This window comes from Bradyrhizobium erythrophlei (assembly GCF_900129505.1).
In the GTDB taxonomy this organism is placed as follows: Bacteria; Pseudomonadota; Alphaproteobacteria; order Rhizobiales; family Xanthobacteraceae; genus Bradyrhizobium; species Bradyrhizobium erythrophlei_D.
On the sequence record NZ_LT670818.1, the window covers coordinates 8681355 to 8694617 of the forward strand.

A 13263-nucleotide genomic window follows, 5' to 3' on the forward strand; every position below is an offset into this window, starting at 1 on the left:
GTGCTTGAAATGCTTTAAGTTCACCCAACCCCGCGCCATGGGCCGGAAGGTCAGCGACGAATTCACCGTCCCCCCGTGCAGGACTCATCACCGCGACATCCACAACGTCGGCGACGAGGCCGCCTGGTGGGAGAAGCGGGCCATCGACCCCGTCGCCACGGCGCGGATGCTCTGGATTTCAACTAAGAGAATCGAATGAACCGCACATTGCAACTATCGACATTAAAAATAAGCCGGTTACAAAAGTCCCGAAGCTTGGCCTTCACGCACGGTTTATTACGCTAACGGCAAAACGTACAGCCTCATTCAAAATGAATGAACAGTGGTCGTGTCGTACGCGGCATCCGAAATGATGGCATTGCCGCCCCGACGGCAGTGGCTCGGGATTTCGACCGACAGTCTTAATAAAGCAAAAGCCAGGTTTGGTAAAATCGGCCCAAGTCGCACATCCGTGTACCCGTCGAGAAGCTGTCCCCCATGCTACCGACGGAAATCTTCGCGGGCATAGGGACAGGGACTGGAAATAGTCTCCATGTCGCTTCTTGGCAGTGCGCCCCGAAGGCGCGGATCACTAGTGGAGGAAGATTCCACCCAGAGAGTTGTCGATTGATCTGGTAGCTGACGAGCGGTTCGGCCGGGTAACCGGCAGGGCTGGAGCCTCGTGACAAAGGCCGCTTTTAGGCGGTTGAGCAATCCGGCGGGCCGTAACGTGAGTGAAGCCTGAGCAGGCCTCGAAAGTGACAATGCGGATGCCGACCCTCCTGCCATTTGGGGAAGGCTGTATGAGCGGGGAAGCAATCGACACGCGCACCCGCTCGATCCGCCGGGGTAGTGGGCACGGCACGTCGGAAAGGTGGTTCGGGTAATCGGGGGAGACCCGTCAAGGGTGAGGGTAGCGGCCTCAACGTCGCGAAAGGCGGCGGCCATGGCGGGAGTCGGACGGGGTCGTATGACCGTTGAAGCCGGGTAATGCTGGCTGAGGAAAGGGCCCCGACTTCTGGTGCGCTTTCGAAGATGGCGAGGTCGTGGTGATTGGCGATGAGCCTGCAAACACCATTAACGACAGGCGCCGCCGGAGATTGCTGTGTCGAGGGGCGAAGGAGAGTTACTCACTGCGCCGAAGCCGCGTGCGGTTAGTTTGCTCTCCGTGTGCCTCACGGTGAAGCCAGTCGGAGAGCCGGATGCCTTAATCGGGCACGTCCGGTTCGATGAGCGGGGATGGGAAACGGAGCGTTGCCGAATGGCCCAAGCTACCGCGCCCATCCTCGACTCTACCCCCGAACCGGACATTCGGGCCGCCTCCTAGCGCCGGATTAAGCTCGAAAATTCGAGCGGACGAATTGGTCGGTTCATTGCTTGCTGTCGCAACATTGGCTAAAGCCTGATAACCATCCAAATCGCCAAATGACTGCACCGATCAACACAACTACTCTCGACCACAACTATCGCCCCGATATCGACGGATTGCGGGCGATGGCTGTGCTTTCGGTGGTGGTCTTTCACGCGTTCCCTGATGAAGCGTGGCTTCCTGGCGGCTTTGTTGGCGTAGACGTGTTTTTCGTCATCTCCGGATATCTCATCTCGAAAATCCTGTTCAGTGAAATCGAGCAGCACCGGTTCTCCATAGCGAGCTTTTATGGGCGCCGCATCAGGCGCATCTTTCCCGCCCTCGCCGTCTGCCTCGCCGCGGTGCTGGTATATGGTTTCGTCGTGTTGGTGCCCTCGGAACTTGCTCAACTCGGCAAGCAAGTCTTTTTCGGGGCCAGCTTCCTGTCCAACTTCGCACTCTGGAGCGAGAGCGGATATTTTGACAGGGCCGCTACTTCAAAGCCGCTACTGCATCTTTGGTCTTTGGGCATTGAGGAGCAGTTCTATATCCTCTGGCCACCGCTGCTTTGGATCGCCTTCACACTAAAGGCCGCGATCGGGCGATTGATAGTTGGGCTGCTGGTGGCTTCCTTTTCGGTCAATATCGCGCTCTCGCTCACTGACATGTCGAGCGATTTCTACCTGCCGATCTCGCGCTTCTGGGAACTGCTGGCCGGTGCAGCACTGGCTTGGCGCCGGGATATCAATCTCAAAGCGGGCCTGAAGCAGGTAATTTCATTGGCGGGCATGGCAGCCATCTTGATGTCCGCGAGATTGTTTGCTTCGGAGATGCGCTATCCCGGCTGGCTCGCTTTGCTGCCCGTGGCGGGTTCGGTTGCGGTCATCCTGGCCGGATCAAATGCCGTTGTTAATAAAACCATTCTTTCAAATCGCGTCGCGGTGTCCATAGGGCTTATCAGCTATCCTCTATACCTATGGCACTGGCCACTGATCGCCTTCTCTTATGTTATCCGAGGGAAGCCCCCGACCTCTTTTATGGCCTTCGGAATTGTGATCGCGAGCTTGCTGTTAGCCTGGGCCACATACCGTTTCATTGAACGCCCTGTTCGCCTTAGTTCTAATCGCTTGCGACGCACTTACATTGTCGCGGCCTGCGTCGCCGTGCTTGGTGCTTGTGGCTTGGCGGTATGGGTCACAGGTGGTGTGCCGCAACGTTTTACCGCCAACCTCGATCTGGAAAAGATGAACGCCGCCACTCTCGACGAGATCTACGCGCCGACGAAGGGCATGAACGTTCTTGCGTATAATAGCCGCGGATATTCCATGGTGGCTCAAATCGGCCAGGGCGCTCGCAAAGTAGCACTGGCTGGCGACAGTACGATGTTTCACTACGGCCCTCGTTTGCAGCAACTCGCAGACGAAGGGCGGTTAGCGGTCCGTGCTTATTTCGTCACAGGCCCAGCATGCCCGTTGGTGCCTGGTGTGATCGCCCGCGATTTATATGCATACTGCGACAACGTCGCGAACAGATTGTCGGAACTGGTACAAAGAGAGAAGGTGCAAACGGTCGTTATCGGTCCTCATTATTCGCCCAGGAAAAATGCCTTCATCGAACGGGAGGGCAAGTCTATTCCTCTGGATGGGGAAGAGGAAGGGAGGCGTGCTTTTTATGCCAACCTCGAAGATTATGTTCGCGAACTGAAGCTGAACGCGACAGTTTACCTCGTGCTAGGTACGCCGCAGTCTCCCACAGGCCTAAACCCTCAACGTATGGTCACGCGAGGTGTCACCGGGATTCGCGTCGATCCGAATGCTGAGAAGTCCGTGCCGATTGCCGACTTGCGCGCGGTTTATGCTCGACATGACGCTGATCTGCGTGCCGTCGCGGAACGCACCGGAGCAAAGCTGCTAGATGTCTTTCCCGACGTCTGCGGGAACGGTGAAATGTGCTCACCTTTTTTCGGAGCACGCGAGCCAAAATTTACAGACGGTGTCCATCTGCGTCCTGTCTTCGTACGGGAGCACTTGCACTTCCTCGATTTTTTATTGATGTAGTTGTCTCCCGCCTTCCCGGAATGTCCGAAGATGACACCAAACGGACATGGCGACGCAGTTGCTCGTTCGCTGTTGAGCGATGAGCGAATCTACCTCGGACGCGGTTAGAGGTCCGATGACCGTTCTCGGACTTCCCGGCATGCCCCTGCGCATTTCAGTGGAAAACTGGCTCCGGCTGCCATATTCCGATGGCAAGCTGGATCTCCCACATTCAGGGAATCGCGCCCCGAAGTCGGGCAGCCGATCGGACGCCGTGGGTGGCAGAGCATGCAAAAAGCAAAAAAGCTGAAGGAATATTATGCGCGCCTTCCAAATATTGAACGCGCGCGACACGCCGCGATCGAATACGCCGTAGACCCGAGTCATGAGGAACTAGCAGCCATACTCGGAAGCGCCCCGCAGATTTTTGCAGACGAAGGCGTGCTGGGCTCCGCGTTTGCTTCCGAATTGAAGAATATACCAGGAGCGCAGATTATTCCTCTGAAAGCAGGCGAAGCGTTGAAGTCTGCTGGTTTCGTCAAGCAGATCCTTGGCACGATCGACCAACGCGGGAGCGGAAACCTTATCATCTTCGGTGGGGGCACGATTATAAATCTAATAAATTACGCGGTCGCGACTTTTCGCGAAGCCGGAACTGAATCGCGATTTTCCCGTAAGTTGATAATTCTGCCGACAAACAGCATGTCGATCGCAGACGTTGCATATGGAAGCCTTGGTCTTTTGAACGATGACGATAACAACCTTAAAAATGCAAAGAGGAAAGTTATCGACCCGGATATGATCATTTTGTGCGAGGCGGTTTTGGCGGGTGGCGACGATCAGATGCAGAAGGAGGGGCTTGTTGAGACATTGAAGCATTGCCTACTTCAGGACAGGCAAACCGTTTCCGCCGTCTTGGAGGTGCTAGGGTCACCAACCTACGACTACCGCCAAGTATTCGATTTGGCCGCCTGGGGATTGAAACTGAAGGCAGATGTTGTAGCATCCGCGCATGCGAATCCCGGAACGAATGTGGAGCTCGCAAAAAATTATGGTCACCTCCACGCGACTGTAATTGAAGAGAGCTACGAGTTCGGCGCCTTACATGGTGATTGCGTGATCATCGGACTGATCATAGACCTCAAGCTTGCCGGCGAGTATGGACTGGCGCGCGATCTAAAAGACTCTCTCAACGGAAAACTTAGGGACCGCATTGCGGCGGTTATGAATAAACTGCCTATCGCAGAGCTGGACGCGTTTTATGGACGAGCCCGTCGATTTAGACGAACTGACGGGTTATTCGATGTCATCGAATTACCGGAACATGGTGATTATCAGCTGTTCGATGACTTCAGTGGATTCCGCACGGCTGCCGTCGACCTGCAATCAATAAAGGGAGAGCTTCAATCGCTTAGATGCGCACTGTGCTCGGTAAATCAAAACAAAGTGGAATGATCACAACGCCAGCAGTTCAGGCCGCGCGCGAGATCGAGAATCGATCGTGCTTGAGAGGTGGCCGCGCGCTCACCGCTAGTTTGCGGCTGCTCAATCTAGCACCTCATATTCGAATGCCACGTCTTCAGGATCGTTCTTCTGGAACCACCCGTCCGCGGCCTTTGGATCGGCGAAGGCTTGATGTGGTCGGGATGGCCGACTTGATATCGAGGCAAGGTGGCTATCTGCAAGAAAAAGCCACCATCCATTTCTAAAGTGCCGCTGCTATCTCGAAGAGGAGGCGCATAAATCATGGACGCTCTCTTTTGGTATTCTGGGGTCGCCGCGTGGTTATTGATCGCGCTCGTCAGCGCGTCGATACTTGCTGCTGAGGTCAACGATCGTGTCAGGAGGCGGGTCCTTAAGTCCACGATCACGTGATGCCTTAAGGTTTTAGGGGCTTCCAAAAGGTCACAATCGACATTATCGCGCCGGATATTCTGATCTGCCCCGGACAACTGCTGAGCATGAGTAAACATTATTGCCAGCAGCGGTACAGTCTTGAACCGTCTCTCGACCAACCCAAAAGGGTACGGCGAAAACAACCAGAACGAAAATTGCTACGCAAGAAATACCATTTTTGCCCATAGGTGAAGTCTCGGGTAGTGGTTTCGCCACGTCAGAAGCGGCGGGCCCGCGGATTCCGCATCGCCCGGGCCGGTAAGGTCAATAGGACCGGACGGCCACGGCGGGCCGCCGATCAGCCGGCGCCGCGGATGGCGGCGTTATCCCCATGTTGGCGCCGAATCTCGCTGTACGGAACGCCACCTGTCATCATAAGAGCGCTCGACATCCCGCTCAGTGTTTCAATCCGTTTCTGACCTAAACATAGTTTAACTCGCGCTCTTCATCGAGGGGTTTTTAGATACGACTCGACTCGCAGCGGCGCCGTTGGACACGGGCCGTTGCTGTTTTAGTAGAGGCGAGCGGGCTGCGATGGTGTTGGATGATCTCGGACTCATTTTTGTTCACATCACTCGAACCGGCGGAACTAGCATCGAGGTCGCCTTAGCCGGTCAAGATTGGTGGCAGCTTTCGCCGCAGACAAAACATTTGAGTGCTCACCAAATCCGCATTCAGGTCGGCGAGCAGAAGTGGTCCGACTATTTTAAGTTCAGCATCGTTCGAAACCCCTGGGATCGGGTGGTGTCAATGTTTGCTACTGGTTGGTGGATGGATGACGATCGACAACTATGTGCCGAGGCCGAGTTTGAAGTTTTTATAAAGAACCTCGCTCCGCATCCGCACGAAATCTACTCGAGCTTGATGTACTCGGAAATTATCAACGAAAAGCTCGACATGACTATTCGGTATGAGGCACTTCAGCAGGGCTTCGATGAGGTGTGCGAAGCGATCAACAAACCAACCATACTTCTCGGTAGAGAGGAATCCAGGGAGAGGCTCCACTATTCCACGTACTACACCGATACAACGCGCCGGCTCGTGGGCAAGTTATTTAAGCAGGATATTGAAGACTATCAGTACGTGTTCGAGCACAAAGATAGCTTCAGTCACACCGAACTGACCTCGCTTTGCGAGGCCGCGATCAAGCGCCGACCACCGCCGCCGGTCCCTCCAGTAAAGGAAGCATCTGATCGCCTTTTATGGCTTGGACCAAAACTATCCGTGGCGGCGACCAGGCTGTTGCGACAGGCCCGAAGCAGTCTGATTACGGACCGTGCTCGGGGCACATGATCAAGCTGACCGAAATGCATGAGATTACGATCGAACCTAAGATGGCCCGATAACTCTTTTGCCGATCACAGTGGCCATCGAACTGACGACGCCGCCGAACATGAGAACTTGCAGTTTCTCTAACTCCGGTACTGATGCCTACGCTTGGACGGATACGCTGAACCTTGCAGATCAATTCCGCCTTACCGTATACGATGCCGCCTACCTTGAGCTTGCGCGGCGAAAAATACGACCACTCGCTACGCTCGACCAGGAACTGCGAACTGCTGCGACTGCCATCGGCATGACAGTGCTCGGGAACTGAACCCATCACCGTGACATCCACAGCTTCGGAGATGCAGTCGCTTGGTGGGAGAGACGGCCTATCGATCCCGTCGCCACGGCGCGGATGTTCTGGATTTCAACCGGGAGAATCGAAATGAACCGCAACATTGCAACTATCGGCATCAAAAATCAGGCGGTTACAAAAAGTCCGAAGCTTGGCCTTCACGCGCGGTCTAATACGCTAACGGCGAAACTTACAGCCTCATACAAAATGAAAGTCGCTTTGGTAAGCCAGCAACTGCGCGGTGGTGACGTTCTGAATAGTGATCGTGTCGTGCGCGGCATCCGAAATGATGGCGTTGCCGTGCGCGTCGTCATGGGTCGCTGTCAGCAGAGAGCTTACATCTGCAAAAACTGAGTGGCTGATCTGGATTGTGTCCGTTGCGGGTTTGAAGTTTGCGATGTTGACCTGGCCGAAATTCGGCGCGAACACGAATGTGTCCTGGCCGGCTGCCACGGAGACATTCAACGCGCTGATCGCGGCGACTTGGGCCGCAGCAGTCCCATCCCCCGCGCTCGTGGGAATCGGTTGGCCGGTGGTTGGTAACGCGTAGACAACAAATCCGCCGCTGCCGTCGCCCGCAAACTTGAAACTATCCTGGGAATAGTTCCCAACGAATTGAAGATTCGCAGTGCTCGTTCCGTCGTTGAGTTCAAGCATGCCGGTAGAACTGGTGTAGCTGGAATGCAGCGTGGGGTAGTTCATGCCAGGCAAATCGATCTGATCCGAGCCCGCGAGGGTCCCGTCTCCGGTAAAGCCAACGATATGGCCGCTGTACGCCGACGGCGTCTCAAGTGTCAGGATGCTTGGCGACCCCGTGAACATCACCGAGTCAGAACTCGCACCGGCCGTTGCGAGCGGTGCGCTCGTGGGGCTGGGGGGAATGCCGATCATGCCGTCGCCGTTGAGGTCCTGATGGAAGGTGGTCTCGAGGGATTCCAGCGCTGTGCTGGTTCCCGAAACGGCAGGGATGAGATTCAATTGGTAGTTGCCGTTGCTGTCGGAGCCCCACACCGTGTACAGACCGGTGCCGGGGTCTTTCCACGCAACGTCGTAGCCGCTGCTCACCTGCACCGCGCCGATCGGTGTCCAGCCACCGAACTCGCCAGCGGTGACGGCCGCGCCAGCATATTTCAATTCAGGGCCGGTCCCACCGCTGTAAAGGTAAAAATTGTTTCCAATCTGCGTCAGGGCGGTCGATCCGTCGGTCTGCATCACCACTGTGCGAACACCGATCGTGCCGTCGCCGTTCAGGTCCTGATGGAAAGTGGTCTCCAGCGATTCCAATGCGGAGCTGGCGCCGGATGCTACCCCGATGATATTGGAGATGTAGTTGCCGTTGCTGTCTGCACTCCATACCGTGTATTGATCGGCGCCGGGGATCTTCCAGGCTACGTCGTAGCCGCCTGCCGTCTGCTCCGCGCCGATCGGCGTCCAGCCGCCGAACTGGCCGGCCACCACGGCCGCACCGCCATAGTTCAGTTCGGGTCCAGTCCCGCTGCTGATGCTATCAAGATAGAAATTATTGCTAACCCCGACCAGACTGGTCGATCCGAACGCCTCAATTACGCTGGTAAAAACACCGATCGTGCCGTCGCCGTTCAAGTCCTGATGGAGAGTGGTCTCTAGCGATTCCAGTGCAAAGCTAACGCCGGATACTACCCCGATGCTATTGGAGACGTAGTTGCCGTTGCTGTCTGCACTCCATACCGTGTATTGATCGGCGCCGGGGATCTTCCAGGCTACGTCGTAGCCGCCTGCCGTCTGCTCCGCACCGATCGGCGTCCAGCCGCCGAACTGGCCGGCCACCACGGCCGCACCGCCATAGTTCAGTTCGGGTCCAGTCCCGCTGCTGATGCTATCAAGATAGAAATTATTGCTAACCCCGACCAGACTGGTCGATCCGAACGCCTCAATTACGCTGGTAGAAACACCGATCGTGCCGTCGCCGTTCAGGTCCTGATGGAAAGTGGTCTCCAGCGATTCCAATGCAAAGCTAACGCCGGATACTACCCCGATGATATTGGAGATGTAGTTGCCGTTACTGTCCGCGCTCCATACCGTGTATTGATCGGCGCCGGGGATCTTCCAGGCTACGTCGTAGCCGCCCGCCGTCTGCTCCGCGCCGATCGGCGTCCAGCCGCCAAACTGACCTGCTATAACGACCGCGCCGCCATATTTTAATTCCGGGCCAGACCCGCTGCTGATGCTATTGAGATAAAAGTTATTGCCGACCTCGACCAGCTTGGTCGATCCAAACGCCTCGATCACCGTCGTAACAGGCGGCGCTATATGAAAGCCCAACGCATCGAGCAGTTCTTTGTCGACAGTCGTGAGCGTCTGACTCGTACTACCGGTATAGAATTCATTGAACGGATCGTTGGGGCCCTGCACACCGCTATTGAGGAAGTCGCTCGGATCTGAGGTTTGGCCGAAGTCGGCCAATTTCGTGTTGCCTCCGTCCGCGGAAAAATAAGCGGCCGGCGCAGTATTGCCACCCGTGATCAGCCGCGTGCCTGAGCTCGTAAAGCGAAACAAGTCAAAAATATCGGGTTGCGAACCATAGGGCGGACCGTAAGGGACGCGGCCCATTGCGTGGGTCAACTCATGAAGCGCGACGCCAACCAGCAGGTTCGAATTGATGTCGGTCGCAAAGGTGGCACTGCCGTCGTCAGTGGTGGTGTCGTTGGCGCCCAGCAACCCCCAAAGCTTCAGCTGCGCGTTCCAGACGGCGACATTGGATTGCCCCTGGATTGATGACCCACTCGGCAGCGCGTTGAAAATCGTATCGCCCGGCGTCGCGTTGTTGATCAAGTCGGCCTTGACCGACGTATAACTTTCGAACAGGCCACTGTCGGGTCCGGCCGCAGCCCCGCCGCCAGTGCCACTATAGTCGATTTTTATGTTTACAGTGATCTTGTCGGAAATCGCCGACGTTAGAATCGATGCCGCCTGCTGTATGCCCGCCCGGAAACTTGCCGGCGCTGCCATTGCTGCGGCATCAAACAAGAGATTGATGATGATGCCGCCGGACGTCAGGGCGACGAGGGAAGTCGGGCCATTTTGAGCGCTTGAGGATTCGACAGCTTCGCTCGTAAGGACCGGAGTCAAAATCTCCAACGGAGCACTGGTGGACAGATTTCCGCTGCTATTCAGCGCCGGAGGCAGGTAACTCGCATAGATCTCGGCCCAGGCGGTATCGAAAAGGCCGTCAAAGGGGTCTTGCGGGTCAGTGATGAATTTGGACATCGTCACTTAGTCCTTAGACCTCAACAAGAGTTTTGGGCCATTCAACTGCGTCCAAAAACCCTTTTCGGTGCCCGCAGCCATGAGCGGCATGCTAATATTGACCGTGTCCACATGCGGAACATTTAAAAAAGACACCAGCTATTGAGCCAACAAGCATGACGACAAATACTGCAATGGCGACCCGGCCGACAAGCCTCGACATTCGATCAATTTTAGCGTGCCGCACGAGCGCTTCGACACATTTCTTTTTGATCATTTGATCGTTAGCATGTTCCATAACTTCGCGCGCTGCCTCGCGTTCTTGATAGCTCCCAGAGACCTAACATACCAGTTCCAGACGATCCAGATAATCCAGTCAGCTTTGGTCACGGTAGGACGAGGATTTCTCCTCGACCACCGGGTCACCGGAGGCGGTCGCCCGCCCCCGGTTCCCACAAATCGTGGCGTGCGGATTTCCGCACCACGCTAACATTTCAAGTTTCGTTTCCATGGTCAGCTGATCTTCTCTTAGAATGACCGGACGCCATACAAGACTCGGTTCGCGGCTGCTCGCAGGCTTTGCTGCTGGCCGTCATCGCAGAGGGCAGACTTCAACGCGCTAAAAGGCGCAACCCGCACAGATCCCGACGGGCGCTGCTAACGCACCGGGCTGCTCCCTCGAGTCAGACTGAGCAATGGCGGCTTCATTCGATTACCCGATCGGAACAGTTCCAACGGCGTCTGCTGACCGCGCACACCGCGACTTGCGAGCCGACGCGCGAAAGACCTGGCGGCGGGAGTTAAAGGAATTTGCTGAGCATGCCAAGGCAGGGCAAGCTCCCGGTCCGTTTGTAGCAGCAAACGGGTGCGGGGAGACTGTGCCCATTGGTTGGGCATCGTCGAGAGAGAATTGGCCTGAAGTGGACGTCTCCGGCAATTGTGATTCTGGGTAGATCCGCCGCAGAAATATGTTAACGCATCCGCACTGTCAGCTACCGTCAAATTCGGAGATAAAATGAAGGCAAAGAGTTTGCCCGAAAGACTGTTGATTGGCCGTCAGATTGCCGCGGTAGCAACCGCGTTCATGATTCCCGTGAGTACCAGCGGACAAGCAATCGCACTGTCAATTTTCATTTTACTCGTCGCTCTAACAGTAAAGCGCGAGGAGTGGCTGGTTACCTTCGCGACGCCCGCAGCGGCCATTCCGGTTGGTCTATTCGTGCTAATATTGATTGGCATGTCGTGGTCGCCAACCCCGTTCGCCCCCGGGGGCGGTTTAGTGCACTATGCAAAATTGTTGGTCATCCCGATTGCGATGGCGTCTTCTTTCACGCCGCGGCAGGCCCTTCAAATCGGCTACGGGTTTTTGGCGGGATGTCTTGTGGTCCTAGTCCTTTCTTTTTTGTCTTTCTTCATACTTCTACCGCCCCCGTTTCGCCACGCGATGGACGGAGTGCCGCTGAAAGACAATGCCGTTCAAAGCGGATGTTTTGCGCTGTGCGCCTTCGCGCTGGCTTTGGGAGGGGTCAGCGTGTGGGTTGGGGGAAATCGGCGGCGTGCAGCTGCAATGATTATCTTGGCATTAGTATTCCTTGCGGACATCTTCATGATTTTCATCTCGAAGACCGGGGTCCTTATGACGGCAGCACTTATTGGGTTGTTTGTCGTACATGTTGAGGGTTGGAGACGGTCACTGTTGATCGCGGCGCCGATCGCACTTGTCGTCGCGATTGCGCTTTGGTCGTCGGTTCCAGCACAGCGTCGTTTGGCAGAAATTGCGACCGATATACATGCCGTCGACGGTGACAAAGCGAGTTCCGAAGCAACCCTCTCGACAGCGAGCCGGCTCGACTTCTGGAGCAAAGCTGTCGAATTCATTAAGGAAGCCCCGTTGTTTGGTCACGGCACTGGCAGCACGAAATCGCTGTATCAGTCTCTCGAGGCTACCAGGCCGTCTCCATATGGCGAGGCAGTGCCCGACCCGCACAATCAGTTTTTTGCGATCGCTATTCAGGTCGGTCTGGTAGGCGGCGTGATACTACTCGTTATGTGGGCCGTGCATTTTTCAATGTTTATCGGCCGTGGTTTCGCAAGCGCGATCGGGCAGGCGATCGTCATACAGAACTTCATCGGGTCGCTTTTCAACAGTCACCTATCGACCGTAACGCAGGGAATGCTGTATTGTTTGGCTGTTGGCTTGCTTGGAGGCATTGTGCAGCGAGCGCGTCGCCGACAATTGATCGCTGAAAGTCCGTCCAGCCAGCTTAAAAGCAACCCACAAAATGAATGATATGGCCTCGCGATTGACTTTTATCGACAATGCGCATTTTTTAATTCGGTGCCTACGTTATCGTTTTCGGACCGAAAAGCTGCAAATCAAGACGATGATGGGGCTCCTTCTGAAGGGCGCGACGGTGCTGGATATCGGGGCAAACCACGGAATCTATTGTTTCTGGATGATGCGGGTGGTTGGACCTTCGGGCGACGTCATCGCGTTCGAACCGCAACCCGAGATGTGCGACGGCATTGAACGTCAGAAACTTCGATTTAATTGGTCGAATCTTCGAGTGATCAACGTCGCCTTATCGGATTTGGAGGGGCAAAAGAGTCTATCGCGACAAAGGATCGGCGACGGAAGCGCGACCCTCGAAGCGACGCGTCGTCGTAACACGGATGCGACGCTCAAGGTCCAGGCAACCAAATTGGACACGATTGCCGACGAAACATTCTCGAAATTGAAATTCATTAAATGCGATGTGGAAGGGCACGAACGTAACGTGTTTTTGGGTGGCGAACAGACGATCCGACGCTATCGACCGGTAGTACAATTCGAGAGTACGGTTACAGACCCAAAAACACAGGATATCTTTCAATTTTTCCGCGGTCTCGGATACTCAGGGGTGCTTTTATTAGGAAACACGTACCTTCATTATTCCAATCCTGACAACGTTCCTCACTACAAGTTTGGGATGGTAGGCCATCGTGATTTTCTATTTTTTCCGCCGGAATCGATCGGGACGACGATCCCGACCAATCTGTCGCGACAATTTCCGCAGAGCGCTCTCGATTTTTAGGGCGAAAGATCGACCACTATGCATTGCCGGATCGGTTGTGATCTCCACGAGCATCGGCAGCGACAAGTGCTCCCTTGATCGCGA

The 13263-nt window shown here is 55.5% G+C and carries 6 protein-coding genes; 5 read left to right on the plus strand and 1 reads right to left on the minus strand.

Annotation, left to right across the window (positions count from 1 at the left end):
• Positions 1–1404: 1404 nt before the first annotated feature.
• The 3 genes from B5525_RS41085 to B5525_RS41095 all read left to right on the plus strand — a co-directional run bounded on the left by B5525_RS41085 (position 1405) and on the right by B5525_RS41095 (position 6552).
• Positions 1405–3384 carry an acyltransferase family protein gene (locus B5525_RS41085; RefSeq protein WP_079572016.1) on the plus strand — a complete coding sequence of 660 codons (1980 nt, stop codon included), beginning with the start codon at positions 1405–1407 and terminating at the stop codon, positions 3382–3384.
• A gap of 267 nt (positions 3385–3651) precedes the next feature.
• Positions 3652–4818 (plus strand): 3-dehydroquinate synthase family protein, encoded by a 1167-nt coding sequence (locus tag B5525_RS41090; RefSeq protein WP_079572018.1) that lies wholly within the window; start codon positions 3652–3654, stop codon positions 4816–4818.
• Between the two features lie 975 nt (positions 4819–5793).
• Positions 5794–6552: a sulfotransferase family 2 domain-containing protein gene (locus B5525_RS41095; protein ID WP_079572019.1), complete on the plus strand. Its 759-nt coding sequence runs from the start codon at positions 5794–5796 to the stop codon at positions 6550–6552.
• A gap of 526 nt (positions 6553–7078) precedes the next feature.
• Here B5525_RS41095 and B5525_RS41105 read toward each other — a convergent pair.
• On the minus strand, positions 7079–10126 hold the full coding sequence (locus B5525_RS41105) for an NF038122 family metalloprotease (protein ID WP_079572022.1): 3048 nt from the start codon (positions 10124–10126) through the stop codon (positions 7079–7081).
• A gap of 994 nt (positions 10127–11120) precedes the next feature.
• Between B5525_RS41105 and B5525_RS41110 the strand changes: the two genes are divergently transcribed.
• Together B5525_RS41110 and B5525_RS41115 are read left to right on the plus strand one after the other, a co-directional pair.
• Complete coding sequence (locus B5525_RS41110; RefSeq protein ID WP_079572024.1) at positions 11121–12395, plus strand: O-antigen ligase family protein; 1275 nt, start codon at positions 11121–11123, stop codon at positions 12393–12395.
• Positions 12388–13179, plus strand: coding sequence for an FkbM family methyltransferase (locus B5525_RS41115; RefSeq protein ID WP_244567753.1), 792 nt, complete (start codon positions 12388–12390; stop codon positions 13177–13179). The genes B5525_RS41110 and B5525_RS41115 overlap by 8 nt, the downstream gene beginning before the upstream one ends.
• The last annotated feature ends 84 nt before the right edge of the window (positions 13180–13263 follow it).

Coding starts and splice junctions, on each gene's coding strand:
- B5525_RS41085 (WP_079572016.1), top strand. CDS start 1,405: ATGACTGCACCGATCAACACAACTACTCTCGACCACAACTATCGCCCC.
- B5525_RS41090 (WP_079572018.1), top strand. CDS start 3,652: ATGCAAAAAGCAAAAAAGCTGAAGGAATATTATGCGCGCCTTCCAAAT.
- B5525_RS41095 (WP_079572019.1), top strand. CDS start 5,794: ATGGTGTTGGATGATCTCGGACTCATTTTTGTTCACATCACTCGAACC.
- B5525_RS41105 (WP_079572022.1), bottom strand. CDS start 10,126: ATGTCCAAATTCATCACTGACCCGCAAGACCCCTTTGACGGCCTTTTC.
- B5525_RS41110 (WP_079572024.1), top strand. CDS start 11,121: ATGAAGGCAAAGAGTTTGCCCGAAAGACTGTTGATTGGCCGTCAGATT.
- B5525_RS41115 (WP_244567753.1), top strand. CDS start 12,388: ATGAATGATATGGCCTCGCGATTGACTTTTATCGACAATGCGCATTTT.